The organism is Streptomyces sp. HUAS TT11, assembly GCF_051553595.1.
Lineage (GTDB): Bacteria > Actinomycetota > Actinomycetes > Streptomycetales > Streptomycetaceae > Streptomyces.
In genome coordinates, this window is record NZ_CP196185.1 from 423,625 (window position 1) to 441,506 (window position 17,882).

Sequence of the window (17,882 nt, forward strand, 5' to 3'; positions counted from 1 at the left end):
GGAGTCACTGCTGGGCCGAGGCGAGCAGGCCGTGCACGTCGGTGACGATCCGGGCGGCGAGGTCCCGTGGGATCCCTTTGGTGCGCAGGCGCAGCGCGAGCGAGACACCGGCCTCGTCGGCGGCGCGGAGATAGCAGCCGTGGCCGATCGTCGAGAAGGGCTCCTCCCACACGAGCGCGCCGTCGGCGTCCCCCGGTCCGCAAGGGTGGTCGAGACGGAGGAAGTTGAAGGCGCAGGTGGGCTCGTGACCGGGAGAGAGCGCCCGCATCCGTGCGATCCGGTCGACATCGACCATGCCGTGCCGGTAGGCGGACATCGACATACGGTGGGTACGGCGCATGTGCTCGTCGAGGTCGTCCACCACGGGGTGACGGGCCGCGGTCCACTGGTTCATGGACGTGACGACGTCGCGCCAGCGCGGGTGGAAGCGGTTGGCGCTCATCATCTGCACCACCGGGGCGTCCTCGCCGGCGGCCCGTGCGACGGCCAGGGTGTACGCGCCCAGCACCACGGCGGACAGTCCGGTGCCGCTGCGTTCCGCGAGGGCCTGGGCTCCGCGGAGGGCTCGGTGCGAGCGGACGGTGGCCTGCAGGACCGGCCTGCCGGACGGGTCGGTGCCCGGGAAGCCGGAGGAGCCGGAGGCGATTACGTCCTGCCAGTGCGCGACGGCCGCGGCCCGGGACCGCTCCCGTCCGGGGGCGAGCTGCCATTCCGCGAGTTCGGCCGGGCCCACCGCGGGAGGCTCGGCGCGGTCCCCGGCGAGCAGCGCAAGGAAGTCCTCGCGCAGTACGCGGTCGCACCAGCCGTCGGCCGTCATGTGGTGCTTGACGAGCAGCACCTCACGGACCGGTCCGGTCCCGGTCCCCGTGGTCACCAGATGTGCCCGCCAGCCGGGTTCGCCGGTCAGGTTGAACGGACGGGCCAGGAGGCCGGCCAGCACCTCGTCGACCTCGCCGGGGCCGGCCTCGGAAGCGGTGGTCTCCGTGTCGCCGACGAGGTCGGGCCGTACCGACTGCCGGGGCGCGTCCGGGTCGGTCAGGTCGTAGACGGTGTGCAGGGAGGGGTGGCGGGCGCCCAGCGCGCGCAGGGCCCGGCGGACCTCGGGCACGCCGGTGTCGCCGGGAACCTGCCAGCGTGCCCATGTGTTGGCCTCGTGCCGACGCTCCTCGGGCAGTCCCTCGATGTCCCGCCAGACGGAGAGCTGACCGTAGGAGAGGGGAGCGGGGAGCCGGACCGGTGCGGGGCGGACACCCTGTGCGGGGGGCGTCATCAGTACAGCGTCCTTTCGTAGTCCGGCCCGTAGCGCCGCTGGAGTTCCTCCAGTGAGCGGCCCCGCCACTCGGTGGCGCGCGCGATGTGCGCGCGGGAGGGTACGCGCTCGGGCTGCCAGGTGGCCGGTTCCCAGAGGCGCGCGCGCAGGAAGGAGCGGGCGCAGTGGAAGTACGTCTCCTCGACGCTCACTTCGAGCGCGAGTGGCGGGCGTTTGCCCCGGACCGCCATGCGGTCGAAGTAGGGAGCGTCGCGGAGCAGCCGTCCTGTGCCGTTGATCCGCAGTGTGTCGCCACGCCCGGGGACGACGAAGATCAGCGCCACACGCGGGTTGGCGAGGACATTGCGCCAGCTGTCCAGCCGTCGGTTGCCCGGCCGGTCGGGCAGCGCGAGCGTGCGGTCGTCGAGGACGAGGGCGAAACCGGGCGGGTCACCGCGGGGCGACACGTCACAGGTGCCGTCCGCTCCGGCGGTGGCGAGCAGACAGAACGGCGCGTTCTCCAGCCAGCGTCGCTCGAACTCGCCCAGGACCGTGGCGGCCTTGTCGAACACGACGGGGTTGGCCGACCCCATGACGTCACGTAGTTCCGCCTCGCTGGTGATCTCCATCCGGGATCACGCGGCTCGCTTGGCCGACCACATGCGGAACATGTACCGGTTCACGTCCTGCGGCCGGTCGGTCCACATGTCGATCTCCCGCGGAGTGAAGGCGTCGCAGAAGGCGGTGCGGGTGTGCAGGAACCGGTCGTCGGCGGAGACGAGGATCTGCCCGGGCTCCAGCCGGACCCGGTATTGTACCGCCGACTGGTCCAGGACCGCGTCGAAGAGGTCGAGCGCGGCGCGCTGTTCGGCTGTGACCGGTTGGCCGACCTTCTCGTGGGCGACCTCGATGTAGGGGCGGAAGTAGCGCACCAGTGGCTCACCGGCCGCGGTGTAGCGGATGATCGGCGAGCGGAAGAACTCCGGCTCGGTGCCGCTCGACATGCCACGCTTCTCGAACCAGAAGTCCTGGGTCAGTATCCGCAGTACGTCGGGGTGGGCCCGCAGGACGTCGTGCACCGGAGCGGCGTCGACCAGGACGCTCTCGCCGCCGACGAGAGCGTCCTGCCCGCAGGACAGCAGCAGGTAGTCGATCGGGTCGACGTCGTTGACGGCGTCGTTGTGCATGTACGAGCCCTGCTTGGTCTGGTGGTAGCGGGCTCCCTCCTCGATCGTCTTCCGGGCCCCGCGGTCGTAGACCTCGACGAACCGCCAGCCGTCCGTGTTCTGCACCATGGGTGCACCCAGCGCATGTCCGAGGACCCAGGTGCACAGAGCCCGCTCGTACAGCGAGTCGACGCCCTCGATCCGGTCGTAGACCACGAAGTGAGCGGTGGAGTCGATGGTGCGGCGGCCGGCCTCGACCTCCGAGGTGAACCGCGGGACACGAGCGAGATCGATCTCCACGGCGTCGACACGGGTCCGCGGATGCTGCTGTCCGAGCTCGGCGACATAGGCGGCCACCTCCCGCTGCGCCTCTGAGGTGAAGACCTGGAACGCCTCGGGTGGCACCTCCAGGGTGCGGGACTGGGCTGGCGCGGCTGCCGTGCTCATGGGCGGGCTCTCCTCTCTGCCGGTCAGGGCGGGCAGGCGTCATTGGAGCACACGCCCGCCTTTATTGACAAGCAAAGTGACTACCTTGACTACATTCTTGACAGCGTTGGCGGTTGTGCTTAGTGTCCACGGCAAGCGAGAACGGCCCACCTCCCGAACCGCGGCTCCTCGCACCCTTCTCCCACCCACCCAGGAGTTCCGCTATGCAGCGACCCGTGCACTCCTCGTTCAAGTCCGTCCTTGCCGAAAACGAGATCGTCCGCGTGGCTGGGGCGAATCACGCCCTGGGCGGACTGCTCGCCCAGGAGGCGGGATTCCAGGCAGTGTGGTCGTCCAGCCTGGAGGTCTCGGCGTCACGGGGCCTGCCGGACGCGAGCCTCCTGAGCATGACCGAGTACCTGCAGGCCGCTGCCGACCTCCAGAAGGAGCTGACGATCCCGGTCGTGGCGGACTGCGACACCGGCTACGGCGGCAACCTCAACGCGGCGCACATGGTGCACGAGTTCGAGGCGGCGGGAATCACCGCGCTGTGCATCGAGGACAAACTCTTCCCTAAGATGAACAGCTTCGTCGGGGCCGGCCAGGCGCTCCTGGACACGTCCGCGTTCGCCCGCAAGATCCAGATCGCCAAGGAGGCCCAGTCCTCCTCCGACACCTACCTCATCGCCCGCACCGAGGCCCTGATCAGCGGTCTCGAGGTGGACGCCGCCCTGGAACGCTGCCGCGCCTACGCGGACGCCGGAGCCGACGCGGTCCTGGTCCACTCGAAGGCGAAGACCCACGACCAGATCTCCGCGTTCCTCGACGGCTGGGACTTTCGGGTGCCGGTGGTCATCGTGCCCACGACTTATCCCGACTGGAACATCGAGGACATCCGCAAGGCCGGTGTCTCCGTCGTCATCTACGCCAACCACGGCCTGCGCGCCACGGTCAGAGCGCTCCGCGACACCTACCAGGCCATCCTGGTGGACGGCGACACCACCGGTCTTGAGCACTCCATCGCCTCCGTGCAGGACATCTTCACCCTGCAGAAGCTGGATTCCTGGCGGAAGCTCGACGCTTAATGTCCACCGCCTCAGGCTTCAACAGACCGATTCGGACGACGCATCCCGGGTCCGTTATCTCCACAGCTGACGAACTGGTCGACAACGACATCTACATCGACCTCGACGCGACACTCGGCATTCCGCTCTACCTCAAGTGCGAGGGATTCAACTTCGCCGGATCGGTGAAACTCCGAGTGGCCGCCGCGATGGTGTCCGCCGGCATGAGAGACGGCGTGATCACCCAGGAATCCGTCCTGGTCGAGTCCTCCTCGGGAAACCTGGGAGTCGCGCTCAGCGTGGTGGCCGCGGCCAAGGGCCTGCCGTTCATCTGCGTGACCGACCCCAAATGCAACCCCACCACGGTCAAACTGATGCGCGCCTTCGGCAGCGAGGTCCAGGTCGTCGACGCACCGGACCCCGACGGCAGTTACCTGAGCGCCCGCAAGCAGCGTGTCCGCTCACTATGCGCCTCCGATCCCCGGCTCGTCTGGCTCAACCAGTACGAGAACCCCGCCAACTGGATCGCGCACTACGAGCACACCGCTCCGCTCATCGCCAAACGGTTCCCCGCCCTCGACGTCCTCTTCGTCGGGACCGGCACCGGGGGCACACTGGGCGGCTGTGCACGGTACTTCCGTGAGAACCGTGCCGACGTGCGCATCGTGGCCGTCGACAGTGTGGGCTCCGTCAATTTCGGGATGCCCTCCGGGCCGCGTCATCTTCCCGGCCTCGGCGCCAGCGAACCCATGCCGCTGGTGGACGCGCGACTGGTCGACGACATTGTCCGGGTCGAGGAGCGCGACACTCTGACGACATGCCGGCGGCTCGCCCGGCACGGGTTCCTGACCGGCGGCTCGACCGGCACCGTCATCAGCGGCGCCGAGCACTGGCTCCGTCTCCACGACCCGGACGGAAAGCGCACTTCCGTAGCCATCTCGCCTGACCTCGGCGAGCGCTACATCGAGACGGTCTACGACGACTGCTGGGTCGAGGCCCGCTACGGCGCCTTGGACGGAATCTCCCGCGGCGCCGAGGAAACCCAGCCCGGAAAGAGAGCGCAATGACTGATCAGCAGGCACTTCCCCCCGTCTTCACGGTGGTTCCCGGTGCTGCCGTGAGCCGTGCCCTGGCCGGGCAGCGATCCGCTGTCATCGCCCTCGTCGAAGAGACGTACCGGCTGCACGGCAGCGGCCGCACGGTCAACCCGCCCTCCCACTTCCTTCGCTTCCCCGATCGGCCGACCGCCCGCATCATCGCCCTGCCGGCCTCGATCGGCGGCGAGCACGCCGTCGACGGAATCAAGTGGATCTCCAGTTTTCCGGACAATCTCCGCCTCGACGTTCCTCGTGCCTCCGCCGTCCTCCTGCTCAACGACCCACGCACCGGCTATCCGTACGCCTGCCTGGAGAGCTCCCTGATCAGCGCGACGCGGACTGCGGCCTCCGCCGCGGCTGCGGCCCGTCGACTGTCCGCCCAACGCGGCACCACACCCCGCCGGATCGGCTACTTCGGTGCCGGTCTCATCGCCCGCCACGTCCACGACCACCTGACCGAACTCGGCTGGGGCATCGAGGAATACGGCGTCCACGACCTCGACCCCGGCTACGCGACGTCGTTCGCCGAGAAGGTGCTGGCCCCCACGGGCCGACCGGTCCGAATCCACGACAAGGCCGAGGACCTCGTCCGCTCCAGCGACCTGATCGTGTTCGCGACCACCGCGGCCACCCCGCACGTCACCGATACCGCGTGGTTCGGACACCATCCGCTCGTCCTGCACCTGTCGCTGCGCGACCTGGGCACCGAGGTCGTCCTCGACAGCGTCAACGTCGTCGACGACGTCGAACACGTCCTCAAGGCCGACACATCCGTCCACCTGGCCGAACAGGCCACTGGTCACCGTGACTTCCTGCACGCCACCCTGGACGACGCGCTGACCGGCGCGTTCACGGCGCCCTCGGACCGGACCGTCGTCTTCTCACCCTTCGGCCTGGGCGTCCTCGACCTGGCCGTCGGCCGCCATGTCCATGCGCGGGCCGCCGCCGCGGGCGATCTGCTCACCATCGACGGCTTCTTTCACGAAGTGAGCCGGCACGGCGGCGGAGGTGAGGCCGCGTGATCCGCCCGGATCTGCCTCCGCTCGCTCTGGCCCCCGACACGGCACAGAGGGCCGCCGAACTCGCCCTTGCGCGCACCGGCGGCCCGAGGACGGGTCTCGGATCAGCGGTACTCGATCATGTCACCCGCTTCGCGCAGGAGCAGCCGGAGCGGACCGCGGTCGTCGACGCCGACCGTGCACTCGACTACGCCGGGCTGCTCGCCAGGGCCGCCGAGATCGGCGGAGCCCTGCGCGCGGCAGGATGCACCACCGGCTCCGTTGTCGCCGTCGTCGGCGACCGAAGCGCCGACAGCATCGCCGTGTTCCTCGCCCTCGAGGGCCTCGGAGCGGTGTACCTGCCCGTCGATCCCGACTGGCCCGCCGTCCGTGTCGCCGACGTTCTCGGCACCAGCGCCGCCCTTCTCCTGCTTGACTGCGCCGGCGGACGCGGCGGGACAGCGGCGACGGCCGCCACCGCGGCCGGCGTCACGGTGATCGACGTGCCGGAAGGCGCCACGGCCACCGCCGAACCGTTCACCCCCGCGTACGACCGGTCACTCGAACCCCGTTACTGCATCTTCACGTCGGGGACCACGGGTCGGCCCAAGGGCGCCCTCGTCGAGCACCGCGGGATGATGAACCATCTGTGGGCCAAGGTCGAGGACCTGGCGCTGACCGGGGACGACCGGCTGGCGTTCACCGCCCCGCTCGTCTTCGACATCTCCATCTGGCAGATGCTCGCCCCCCTGCTGGTCGGCGGCACCGTCGTGGTCGTACCCCGGCAGGCGCTTGACTTCCCCCGGCGGCTCCTGCGGCTGCTGACGTCCACCGGGGTCACTGTCGTGGAACTCGTCCCCACCGTCCTCGGCTGGCTCGTCGACGAGGCGGCGCGCCACCCCGGAGGAATCCTGCCGGCTCTTCGCTGGCTGATCTCCACCGGCGAGGAGCTCCCCCCGGCCCTGGCCGCCCGCGCCCTGGCGGCCCTGCCCACGGCACGCCTGCTCAACGCCTACGGCCCCACCGAGTGCTCAGACGACGTCACCCACCACGAGGTGACCGCTTCCGACACCGGCCGTCAGCGGCTGCCGGTCGGCGGCCCCGTCACCGGCGCCCGGCTGTACCTGCTGGTGGCACAGGGGAGTGGCTGGCGGGCCGCAGAACCCGGCGAAGTGGGCGAGCTGTTCGTCGGCGGTGTGGTCACCGGCCTCGGGTACCTCAACGACCCCGAACGTACGGCCGCCGCGTTCTTCACCGATCCGCTGGACCCCGCCTCGCCCACCGGCCGGCTCTACGCCACCGGCGACCTGGCCCGCTTCCAGGACGGTGTCGCCCACTACCTCGGCCGCGTCGACCGCCAGGTCAAGGTGGCCGGTGTCCGCATGGAACTCGACGAGATCGAAGCCGTCCTGCGCCGTCACCCGGCCGTCGGCCAGTGCGCGGTCACCGTCGCCGAACCGGCGGGGCGCCAGGAACTCACCGCCCACTACACCGCACTCACCCCCGTCACCACGGACGAACTCCGCGGCCACCTGGCCGCCACCCTGCCCACGGCCCTGGTGCCACGGCACCTCGTCGAACTGGACGAGCTGCCACTGACCCCCAACGGCAAGACGGACCACCGCACGCTACAGCAGCTGGCGCAGACCGCCCGCACTCCCTCCTCGGCAAAGGTGTGACATGGCTCTTCCCTCCGTTCACGACCAGGGCGCCGCACCCGGTGACCACCTGGGCGGTCTCCCTCCCCACGCGCGACTGCTGCTCGCCTTCGCCCGGCTGCGGCTCACCCTCGACGACATCGCCGGCATCCGCGCGCTCGCGGACGACCCCGAGCTGTCCTGGGGTCACTTCCTCGAAGCCGCCGCCTGGCACAAGATGCTGCCGCTGATCGGACGGCACGTCGACCGCCACCGTCTGGACCGCGACACGGACGCAGGCAAGGGCTTCCCCTACCCGTGGGTGTTCATCGGCGCTTACCTCGCCAACCGGTCCCGCAACCAGGCACTGGCCGACGAGTTCGGACGCGTCTTCGCGGAACTGGGCGCGGCCGGCATCCGGTTCGCCGTGCGGAAGGGCTTCTCCCTGGGGGAAGGCACATACCACGACCCGGCACTGCGGCGCATCGCCGACCTCGACGTGCTGCTCGCTCGCGAGGACGCGCCCGCCGCGCACGAGGTGCTCACGCGGCTGGGCTACGTCCAGGGCAAGGTCGCCGACGACGGTGAACGCATCGAGCCGTACAGCCGCGACACCCAGATCTTCTGGCGGATGAACCTCAGCAACCAACTGCCCTACCGCAAGCCCGGCGGACGCCCCGACATCACCGACTTCAACGTCGACATCTGCCACGACATATTCCAGAGGAAGTCCGGCGTCACCGCCGACGCGGCCGAACTGCTGAGCCGGGCGACACCCACCGTGCTGTGCGGTACCCCCGCCTGGGTGCCCGAACCCGTGGACCGTCTCCTCGACCTCTGCTCCCACCTGCACAAGGAGGCGACGAGTCTCCACTTCATCGAGGACCGGCAGGACCTCCAGCTGAGCAAGTTCCTGGACGTCGCCCTGGTCGCCGCGGCGACCGACCCGCAGACCTGGAAGGCGTTCCAGGAGCGCGTTGCAGGGCTGGGTTCGCAGGCGATCGTCTACTACGCCCTGCACTTCACCGACATGCTCTTCCCCGGCGCGGTCCCGGTCACCGTCCTGGACGCACTCCGCCCGGACGACCTGGACTACCTGGACCAGTACGGCTCCCTCGACGGGCAGACCTCCCGCTGGGAGCAGGGCTTCACGGAACGGCTGTTCAACTCCGGCCGGCACACGGCCGGCACCGTCTCGAACGTGCCGCTCCGGTGAGCGCCGTCGACCTGCCGGACGTCCTCGCCGAGGCACCCGGAGACGCGGCGGCGGACACGGCACCGGCCCTGCTCGTCCTCAAGATCGGCGGCAGCCTGCTGTCCGACAAGCGGGACTCCGCGAGGATCGACCACGCGGCGTTCGACGACTATGCCCGACAGGTGGCCGACCTGGTGACGGCCCACCCCGGGCAGGTGGTCCTGGTCACCGGCGGAGGCGCCCTGTGCCACCCGGTCGGACTGCGGATCAACGCGAGCCACGACGACCCCTACGCGGCCGTCGCCCTGACCGAACCCGCGTTCCGGATGCGCTGGGAGTGGACCACCCGGTTGCGCGCACTCGGCGTACCCGCCGTCCCGCTCCAGATGACCCCGATTCTGGCGCCACGACGTGACGGCGTCCTCGACGCCCGCACCGACGTGGTCCGCCGCCTCCTGGACAGCGGCGCACTGCCCGTCCTGTCCAGCGACTGCGCGCTCACCGAAGAGGGCGCCCTGCGGATCGTGAGCAGCGACGAGGTACCCGACAGCCTCCTGGGAATCGTCTCCGGCCCCGTCCGAGTAGTCGCCCTGACCGACGTCGCGGGCATCCACACCGGTACCGGGACGGACAGCCCGGTCCTGCCCTGGCTCGACCCCGACGCCCCCCAGGCCGCCCGGCCCTGGTTCTGGACCGATGCGTGGGATGCCACCGGGGCCATGGAGGGCAAAGTGGCCGCCCTGGCGGCCCAGGCCCGCAGGGGCGCCGAATGCCTGATCACCCGGGGCGACCGCGCCGCCCCGACCCTGCGTCACCTGCTCGCCCCGCTCGCCGAGTGGCCGCGGGACACCCCCCACACCTTGATCGCCCGCCGACCGGCACCGCCCCGGCACACCACCGCCCCCGACCGCCTGGTCCTGCTCAACCCGGGACCCGTCAACGTCCACCCCGACGTCCGGGCGGCCATCGCGAGTCCCGACGAATGCCACCGTGAACCGGAGGCCCGCGACCTGCTCGCCCGGGTCGGCCGCAAGGTCACCGAGATCTGCGGCGGCACCGACGACCACACGACGGCCGTGTTCACCGGGTCGGGCACCGCCGCCCTGGAAGCCGTGATCAGCTCCGTCGTCCCTCCGGACGGCGGCCTGCTCGTGCTGGACAACGGGCACTACGGTGAACGCCTGCTGCGCATCGCCGCCGTCCACGGCATCGCCGCCCAACGCCTGGAGTTCGGCTGGGCCACCCCTCTCGACCCCGGCCGCGTCGAAGACGTCCTGGCCCGCGACACCGCACTCACCCACGTCGCCGTGGTCCACCACGAGACGAGCACGGGAATGCTCAACCCGGTGCGGGAGATCGGCGCGATCACTTCACGGCTCGGCCGGCGGCTGATCGTGGACGCCATCAGCAGCCTGGGCGCCGAGGAACTCGACATCGTCGCCGACCACGTCGACTGGTGCGTGGGCACCGCCAACAAGTGCCTCGAAGGACTGCCCGGCATCAGTTTCGTCTGCGGCCTGCGCGCCCGCTTCGAAGAACTGTCCGAGGTGCCCTCTCGTACCTACTACCTCGACCTGCACGCCACCTACCGGGCCCAGGCGATCAGCGGCTACCCGCAGTTCACCCCCGCCCTGCAGGTGCTGCACGCCCTGGAGACCGCCCTCGACCTGACCCTGGCCGAGACCGTTCCCACACGCGCCGCCCGCTACGCCCGACGGGCCGCCCGCATCCGGGCCGGTCTGGAGGAACGCGGCATCACCCTGCTCCTGCCGCCGCACCAGCGGTCCAACTCCATCACCAACGCCCACCTGTCCGACGGCATCACGTACGACGAGCTGCACGACGGCCTCAAGAAGCACGGCTACGTCATCTACGCCACGCAGGCGGCCTCCGCCGGCACCTTCCGGGTGGCGAACATGGGCCAGCTCACGGAGACCGACATCGAAGGCCTGCTGACCGCGGTCGACGCGGTCCTCGCGGCACACAGCACCTTCGCGGCGGCCCGGCCGTGACCGCGCGCACGACTCCGCGGCAGACTCCCCGACCCGCCCGGAGCAGACCCGGGCAGAGAGGAAACGGTGAACCGGTGACCGCGCACTCGACCGCCACACCCGGTACGCAGCCCGAGCCCATCCGCCTCGCCATCGTCGGCGGCGGCCCCACCTGCACCTACGTACTGGAGCGCCTGGCCGCCCTGGTGCGCGCCCGCACCACGCCCACCCCGCTGGACATCGTCATCTTCGACCTCTCCGGCGAGTTCGGTCCCGGCCAGGTCCACACCCCCGGCCAGACAAAGACCAGCTACCTCAACCGCATCGTCGGCCAAGTCGCCTTCGCCGCCGACGAGTCCGTCGTCGACGCGGGACCGCTGCTGCCCAGCGAGGAACGGCCCACCCTCCTCCAGTGGTGCCGCGCCCAGTTCGAGGAGACCCGCGACCCCGTCTTCGACATGACCGCCGAGGACTGGCCCAAGCGCTGGGTGCACGGCCTCGCGCTGAAGGACCAGTTCACCCGGTACGTGGAGATCCTCCGGGCAGCCGAAGGCACCACCGTGACGCTGCGCCGGGCCGAAGTCGTCGACCTGGAGGAACGCGGTCGCCGATTCGCCGTGCTGACCGCCGACGGCGCCGCACCGTACGAAGCCGACTACGTGCTGATGCTCACCGGCCACTCCTCCAACCGCCCCGAGCTGGACCCCTGCCAGGCCCCGCTCGCCGCGTTTGCCTCCCGGCACCGCACGCACCTGATCCCCTCCGCCTATCCGCTCGAACGCAGCCTGCCGCCGCGGACCACCGGACCCGGGACCGTCGTGGGTTGCCTCGGCATGGGCCTGACCGGCATCGACGTCCTGCTGTATCTGACCGAGGGGCGCGGAGGCACCTTCGAACGCGACGAGGACGGCCGGCTCCACTACCACCGCTCCGGTGCCGAACCGGACGCGATCGTCCCGTTCAGCCGGTCGGGCCTGTTCACCTTCGCCCGTCCCTACAACGAGAAGGAACGCGACATCGCGTCCCTTGAATACAAGGGCCCCTTCCTGACGGTCGCCGCAGTGGACGCCCTGCGCGAGAGCGTGGGCCGTCCCAACACCGTCGGTGGTGTCACCAAGCGCCAGCTCGACTTCGAGGCCCACATCCTCCCCCTCGTGCTGCTGGAGATGGCGCTCATCTACTACAGCACTCTCTACGGACCGGGCTTCCGGGAGAACGCCGTCCAGGCCACTCGCCCGGCATACGAGAAGTTCCTGGCGGATGCCGACGCCTACGACAGCCACGAGGAAGCCGGCGCCCTCCTGATGGCGCCGGTCGAGGAACTGGCGACCCGCACGGCCGCCGCGGTCGACGCCGTTCTCGAGGGCGCCGGGCACGCGGCACAGCCCCTCCACGCCGAGTCCGTGCGCACCTTCCTGACTGTCGTCCACGGCCCCGAGAGGGCAGCGGATCTGCTCCGCCTCGCCGACGATCCGGAAGCGTTCACGGCGGCCGTGGCCGCCGCCGAGTCACCCTGGCGGCACGTCACCCACGCCCGTGACCACCGCTTCTCCTGGGCCCGGACCATCACCCCGGTCCGCCGCGAAGGCTACGCGGACAGGGACGACTATGTCCGCGGCTTCCTCGATTTCCTCGACCGCGACATCCGCTGGGCCCGGCAGGGCAACCTGAGCAATCCAGCCAAGGCTGCGGCCGACGCCGCCTGGCGCGATCTGAGGAGCGTGGTCATCGAGGCGGTCGACTTCGGCGGGCTGTCGGCCTCGTCTCACCGGCAGTTCCTCAGCTTCTACACCCCGCATCACAACCGGCTCTGCCAGGGCGCCTCAGTGGAGGCGATGGAGAAGGTCACGGCCCTCATCGAGTCCGGGATCGTCGACGTCTCGGCCGGGCCCGACGCCCACGTCGAGTGCGACGAGGAAGCCGGCCGGTTCCGTGTCACCGGTCCCGTCACCGGCACCCGGCATCTGGTCGACGCCCTGGTGGACGCGCGCGTCCACGCGTTCGACGCGGAGCGGGACATCATGCCGATCTACCGGAACCTCCTCGACAGAGGCATCGTCCGCAAGTGGGTCAACCCGGGTCTCGGCGAGCCGGACTTCGTGCCCGGCGGGCTGGACCTGACCCCTGAGTTCCACCCGGTACGCGCGGACGGCACGCCCGAACGGCGGATCACCTTCCTCGGCCCGCCCAGCGAGGGTGTCATGTACCACCAGATCGGCGCGCTGCGACCGAACAAGGACCACCACGTGATCCGCGACATCCTCTGCTGGATCAACGGGTTTATGCCGCACGAGACGCCGGCGGCCTGACCCGTCCGGCGGACCCGGCACATCGAAGGGAAGACGCACCATGAACCAGATCGACTACAAGGCCCCGGCCCACGGCGGCATCACCGTGGAGGAACGCCTCAAGGAGATCACCGCCGCACACGTACGGTTGCGCGCGGCCGCCGCCATGCCCGAACGGCAGGCGCGGGAGCCGATCGGGTTGCCGGGCTGGACCCGGGCCCATGTCCTCATCCATCTCGCCGACCTGTCCGGGGCGTTCGCCCGGCAGGCGCGCTACGCGGTCCAGGGGCGCACCATCGAGGTCTACGACGGCGGCCGCCCCACCCGTGACCGGCGCATCGAGGAACTCCACGATCGCCCCGTCGAATGGCTGCGCCACCAGCTCACCGAGGGGCTCGACGCTCTGGAACTGGCCTGGGCCGCTCTCGGTCCGGATGACTGGGCCCTGCCCTGCTCGTACCGCGACTCGCCCCTGTTCGCCACCCAGCTTGCCTGGTGGCGGGAGACCGAACTGCACGGCGTGGATTTGGCCGTGGGCAGCACTGCGGAGGAATGGAGCCTCCCCCTCGCCCGCCACGTGGTGACCTTCCTCCAGCCCCGGCTTCCCGAGAACGTCCGCATCGTCTCCGAGGACACCGGCGAGCAGTGGACGAGCGGACCGGGCACCGACACCACCGTGACGGCCGACCTGCGGACCCTGGCCGCCTGGATCTCGGGCCGCCCAGCGTCACGGCTTCCCGAGGGGGAGCTTCCGCAGCTCAAGTCCTGGCCGTGAGAGATCCCGAACCGCCCTGTCCGCCCTCCCTGAGCCCCGGACCGTCACGAGCGTCCGGGCTCGGCCCTCGTCCAGAAAGCGCCCCTCACAAGATGACCACTCTGCTCGCCGGGCCCAACGAGGCGACGGCCACCACGCCCGCCGGACAACTCGTACGGGCCTTCGCCGACGCCGGTTACCACCACTTCACGGGCGTGCCCTGCTCCCTGCTCAAGGGCGTCTTCCGTGAGCTGGAGTCCGGTGCCGTGGACTCCGTCACCTACTTTCCCGCGCCACGCGAGGACTCCGCTCTCGGCGTCGCGACGGGACTCCTCGCCGCCGGCACCAGAGCCGTGGTCCTGATGCAGAACTCGGGACTCGGCTACTGCCTGAACGTCCTCACCTCGCTCAACCTCATCTACGACCTGCACGTCCCGCTGATCGTCAGCTGGCGCGGGCACGACGGCAACGACGCCGTCGAACACGACGTCATCGGCCGCGAACTGCTCAACCTCCTCAACGTGTTCGGCCTGCGCCACACGGTGTTCGACCCCGACGACGCTCGCGGCTCGGTCCAGCGCGCCCTGGCGGCCTCGGACGACGGGCGCCACACCACCGTGCTGATCGTCAAGGAAGGCATCTGACCATGTTCGGCATCCAGGACGCGATCCTCGCGGTCACCCGGAAGTTCCCTTCCTCCCTCTATGTCTCCACCTGCGGGTTCATCACCCGCGATCTGTACAACACCCTGGACCGCCCGGGGAACCTCTACCTCGTCGGTTCCATGGGTATGGCCGCGCCGGTCGGCCTCGGCGTCGCCCTGGCCCGTCACGCCCGGCACGTCGTCGTGCTGGACGGGGACGGCTCGTTCGCGATGAATCTCAGCGTGCTGCCGATGATCGCCGAGAACGAACCGCACCTCACCCATGTGGTGCTCGACAACGGCGTGCACGAGAGCACCGGAGGCCAGCGCCCCGTCCGGGTCGACGCCCCCGCCGCACTGGCCCTCGCCGCCGGTTACGCCGCCGCCCACCGCGTGGACTCCGCCGAGGAACTGGCCGAGGCGGAAGTCGCGGACCGGGCGCCGACGCTGCTGCACGTGCGCTGCTCGCCGCGCGGCGCACACGCCGGCAAGCGCGTCGAGTGGACCCCGCAGCAACTGGTCGCGCGCTTCGCCGCAGCGGCCGCGGCCTGACACAGCGTCACAGAGAGAAGAGACCATGGACCTCACGCACACCGCGGACACAGGCTCCGCTCCGCGCATCCGGGCCATCGTGCTGTCCGTGCTAGGCCCCGCCGCCGACTTGGAACGCCTCGACACCGACACCGATCTGTGGCAAGCGGGCCTGGACTCGCTGGGCAGCGTGGCTCTGATGGTCGAGCTGGAGGAGGAGTTCGGCATCGAGTTCCCCGACGAACTGCTCACGCGCGAGACCTTCTCCACCCTGAACCGGATCGGCGCGTCGATAGACGGGCTGACCGGCCGATGACCGCGTCCACGACATCACCGCCCCGGAACCTGTCTCCCGGCTCCCTCCCGCTGCGCTCCTCGAAGGTGGTGGACCTGAACCTCCTCAAGGTCCGCGTGGCCACCAACCTGGAGGACTTCGCCGGCTACGGGTACTTCCCCCGGGAGGCGGCGGACACCACCCCCGCCGACTACGAGATCTACTGCATCGATCTCGACCGGGACGACTTCGACACCGACGACCTGGACCGCTGCCGTGACCGCACCCTGCGGGCCAAGCGGTTCCGGTCCGGCTATTACCTGAGCCACATCTTCGGCGATCCGGCCTACCTCGTCACCCGGGGCAACGCCTCGTTCGTCTTCGGGCGACGCCTGGAGCGCACGCTCTGGCCGTACTTCGTCAAGCGCGTCCTGACCGACTTCGCCCTCGACCACGGCTATCTGCACCTCAAGGCCGGAGGCTTCACCACCGCCGAGGGCGGGACGACGCTGCTCTTCGGCCCCAACGGAGGCGGGAAGACGGTCTTTCTCAGCCAGGCGTGCCGGCAGGACGGCGTCGACTTCCTCACCAACACCCACGTTCTGGTCCGCGACGGTGAGGCACACGGTGTCCCATCGGCCGTCCGGGTGCGCGCGGACCCCCGGCTGACGGAGATGACCGGTCAGGGTCGGCTCACCGCGCACCTGGAGGAGGGCGACCTCGTCGCGCCGCCCGAGCTGTTGTTCCCGCACACCACGGACCGGGGGAGGGTGCGCAACCTGGTCGTGTGCGACTACGACCCCGGCGGCCGTCAGTGCTTCGAGCCGATCACCGCGGAGCAGGCGGAGACATTCCTCGACCAGTTCGGCTTCGCTGTCACCACGTACGGCCTCAAGGACGACGTCCTGGCCCACTACGGCCGTGACTTCACGTCCTTCACCGCCGGAATGCGCGCCATGAAGGACCAGTTGGCGCAGCTGGTGCGAGGGGCGCGCTGCTACCGCGCCAACGTCGACATGCTCGATCCCGCCGTCCGGACCGAGGTCCTGCGCACGCTCGCCGCCGGGCCGGACGCATGACGGCGCTGGTGCTGGCGGCCGTACTGGCCGCCGCTGTCACCCACGCTGTGTGGAATGCTCTCACCCATCGCATCGACCATGAGCCGGCCTGCCTCACGCTGCTCGGTGTGGGCCGGGTCGTCTGCGGAGGGACGCTGGCTCTGCTCGCTCCCCTCCCGTCGGCTGCGGCCTGGCCGTATCTGCTGGCGTCGGTGGCTCTGCACGTCGGTTACCAGCTGGCGCTGATCCGGTCCTTCCGTCTGGGCGACTTCGGTCAGGTGTATCCGATCGCTCGCGGTGTCGCGCCGCTCGCCGTGACACTGTTCGCCGTTCTCGCCCTGCACGAGCGGCTCGACGGCTCGACCGCAGCAGGGGTGGCGGTGGCCGCTACGGGCCTGGTCGGCCTCGCCATCTGGGGTGCCCGCGGCCAGGCACGGAAACCGACCCTGCCACCGGTGCTCATGTCGGCGCTCACCGGTCTCGCCATCGCCGCGTACACCGTGACCGACGGTGTGGGGGTACGGAGCGCGGACACCACGGCCGGATACATCGGCTGGCTCATGCTGCTGGACGGCACGGTGATCCCCCTGTGGTCGGCAGCCGTGCTGCGGGGCCGTCTGCTGCCCCGGGTGCGGGAGGCCCTGTGGCCCGGACTGAGCGCCGGCGCGCTGTCGGTGCTGTCCTACGGGCTGGTGCTCTGGGCGCAGGCGCGGGCTCCCCTTGCACCGGTGGCCGTGCTCCGGGAGTCGAGCGTGATCGTCGGCGCCGCGATCGGGGCCTGGTCGCTGCGCGAACGCTTCGGCACACCCCGTCTCGTCGCGGCGGCACTGGTTCTCACCGGCATCGGTCTCATGCTGGCCGGTCCGTGACGAAGCAGGGAGAGGAGAAGACGATGGGTGTCGAGATCGAACGGAAGTTCCTGGTCCGCTCGGACGAGTGGCGCGCGTCGGCGAGGTCGAGCAGGACCCTGGTGCAGGGGTACCTGCACGCGGACGCCGGCCGCCAGGTCCGCGTCCGGCTCGCCGAGGACACGGCGTATCTCACGGTCAAGGGTCCCCGTTCGGGCCTGGCACGCGCGGAGTTCGAGTACCCGATCCCGTACGCGGACGCCTTGGCGATGCTGGAGCTGGCTGGTGGCGCGACCATCGTCAAGCGCCGGTACGACATCGCCGTCGAGGGACCGGGCGACTGGGTGGTCGACGTGTACCAGGGCGCCCACGCCGGCCTGGTCGTGGCGGAGGTCGAATGGCAGGCGGACGCCGCGGAGGAACCGGTGCCGCCTCCGTGGGTGGGCGCCGACGTCACCGGCGACTCGACGTACGCGAACACCTGCCTCGCGCGGGCGCGGGCACGCGCCACGAGCTCACCGGACGGCGCCCGGCCGCCGGTGTCCCCGGTTTGTGCAGGAGATTTTCCCGCCCGCGCGGTCGAAATCCCGGGAATTTCTCATGTCCTGAATATTGACCCGCCGCTACCGGCTCATATGCGATGAGGAAAGAAATGAGAGTCCT

At 70.3% G+C, this 17,882-nt stretch carries 17 protein-coding genes; 14 read left to right on the forward strand and 3 right to left on the reverse strand.

Features of this window, described 5'->3' with window-relative positions; translation table 11 throughout:
• Positions 1-4 precede the first annotated feature (4 nt).
• The 3 genes from ACSHXN_RS45695 to ACSHXN_RS45705 are packed head-to-tail and all read right to left on the reverse strand — an operon-like array spanning position 5 to position 2,862.
• Entirely contained in the window at positions 5-1,270 is a 1,266-nt protein-coding gene (locus ACSHXN_RS45695) for a condensation domain-containing protein (protein WP_438306840.1), read from the reverse strand.
• A complete protein-coding gene (locus ACSHXN_RS45700) occupies positions 1,270-1,878 on the reverse strand; it encodes a pyridoxamine 5'-phosphate oxidase family protein (protein WP_438306841.1) in 609 nt (202 codons plus the stop codon). Before ACSHXN_RS45700 ends, ACSHXN_RS45695 begins: the two co-directional genes overlap by 1 nt.
• A 6-nt stretch (positions 1,879-1,884) precedes the next feature.
• Positions 1,885-2,862, reverse strand: a complete 978-nt coding sequence (locus tag ACSHXN_RS45705) for a TauD/TfdA family dioxygenase (protein ID WP_438306842.1) — start codon at positions 2,860-2,862, stop codon at positions 1,885-1,887.
• A 203-nt stretch (positions 2,863-3,065) separates the two neighbouring features.
• Here ACSHXN_RS45705 and ACSHXN_RS45710 point away from each other — a divergent pair, with 203 nt between their 5' ends.
• From ACSHXN_RS45710 to ACSHXN_RS45775, 14 genes are all read left to right on the forward strand, one after another.
• On the forward strand, positions 3,066-3,926 hold the full coding sequence (locus tag ACSHXN_RS45710; protein WP_438306843.1) for an isocitrate lyase/phosphoenolpyruvate mutase family protein: 861 nt from the start codon (positions 3,066-3,068) through the stop codon (positions 3,924-3,926).
• A complete protein-coding gene (gene sbnA, locus ACSHXN_RS45715) occupies positions 3,926-4,972 on the forward strand; it encodes a 2,3-diaminopropionate biosynthesis protein SbnA (protein ID WP_438306844.1) in 1,047 nt (348 codons plus the stop codon). The genes ACSHXN_RS45710 and sbnA overlap by 1 nt, the downstream gene beginning before the upstream one ends.
• A complete protein-coding gene (gene sbnB / locus ACSHXN_RS45720) occupies positions 4,969-6,024 on the forward strand; it encodes a 2,3-diaminopropionate biosynthesis protein SbnB (protein ID WP_438306845.1) in 1,056 nt (351 codons plus the stop codon). Before sbnA ends, sbnB begins: the two co-directional genes overlap by 4 nt.
• Entirely contained in the window at positions 6,021-7,679 is a 1,659-nt protein-coding gene (locus tag ACSHXN_RS45725; RefSeq protein ID WP_438306846.1) for an amino acid adenylation domain-containing protein, read from the forward strand. The genes sbnB and ACSHXN_RS45725 overlap by 4 nt, the downstream gene beginning before the upstream one ends.
• A gap of 1 nt (position 7,680) precedes the next feature.
• Positions 7,681-8,853 (forward strand): nucleotidyltransferase domain-containing protein, encoded by a 1,173-nt coding sequence (locus ACSHXN_RS45730; RefSeq protein ID WP_438306847.1) that lies wholly within the window; start codon positions 7,681-7,683, stop codon positions 8,851-8,853.
• On the forward strand, positions 8,850-10,844 hold the full coding sequence (locus tag ACSHXN_RS45735) for an aminotransferase class V-fold PLP-dependent enzyme (protein WP_438306848.1): 1,995 nt from the start codon (positions 8,850-8,852) through the stop codon (positions 10,842-10,844). The genes ACSHXN_RS45730 and ACSHXN_RS45735 overlap by 4 nt, the downstream gene beginning before the upstream one ends.
• Positions 10,845-10,918: 74 nt before the next feature.
• Entirely contained in the window at positions 10,919-13,132 is a 2,214-nt protein-coding gene (locus ACSHXN_RS45740; RefSeq protein ID WP_438306849.1) for an FAD/NAD(P)-binding protein, read from the forward strand.
• 40 nt (positions 13,133-13,172) lie between these two features.
• Positions 13,173-13,886 (forward strand): maleylpyruvate isomerase family mycothiol-dependent enzyme, encoded by a 714-nt coding sequence (locus ACSHXN_RS45745; protein ID WP_438306850.1) that lies wholly within the window; start codon positions 13,173-13,175, stop codon positions 13,884-13,886.
• Between the two features lie 92 nt (positions 13,887-13,978).
• Positions 13,979-14,509, forward strand: coding sequence for a thiamine pyrophosphate-binding protein (locus ACSHXN_RS45750; RefSeq protein ID WP_438306851.1), 531 nt, complete (start codon positions 13,979-13,981; stop codon positions 14,507-14,509).
• A gap of 2 nt (positions 14,510-14,511) precedes the next feature.
• On the forward strand, positions 14,512-15,060 hold the full coding sequence (locus ACSHXN_RS45755) for a thiamine pyrophosphate-dependent enzyme (RefSeq protein ID WP_438306852.1): 549 nt from the start codon (positions 14,512-14,514) through the stop codon (positions 15,058-15,060).
• 25 nt (positions 15,061-15,085) lie between these two features.
• Positions 15,086-15,355 (forward strand): phosphopantetheine-binding protein, encoded by a 270-nt coding sequence (locus tag ACSHXN_RS45760; RefSeq protein ID WP_438306853.1) that lies wholly within the window; start codon positions 15,086-15,088, stop codon positions 15,353-15,355.
• Positions 15,352-16,392 carry a FomB family phosphonate monophosphate kinase gene (locus tag ACSHXN_RS45765; RefSeq protein WP_438306854.1) on the forward strand — a complete coding sequence of 347 codons (1,041 nt, stop codon included), beginning with the start codon at positions 15,352-15,354 and terminating at the stop codon, positions 16,390-16,392. The genes ACSHXN_RS45760 and ACSHXN_RS45765 overlap by 4 nt, the downstream gene beginning before the upstream one ends.
• The gene (locus ACSHXN_RS45770) at positions 16,389-17,240 is read left to right on the forward strand and encodes an EamA family transporter (RefSeq protein ID WP_438306855.1); all 852 of its coding nucleotides are present in this window, start codon (positions 16,389-16,391) and stop codon (positions 17,238-17,240) included. Before ACSHXN_RS45765 ends, ACSHXN_RS45770 begins: the two co-directional genes overlap by 4 nt.
• Positions 17,237-17,863, forward strand: a complete 627-nt coding sequence (locus ACSHXN_RS45775; RefSeq protein ID WP_438306856.1) for a CYTH domain-containing protein — start codon at positions 17,237-17,239, stop codon at positions 17,861-17,863. The genes ACSHXN_RS45770 and ACSHXN_RS45775 overlap by 4 nt, the downstream gene beginning before the upstream one ends.
• The last annotated feature ends 19 nt before the right edge of the window (positions 17,864-17,882 follow it).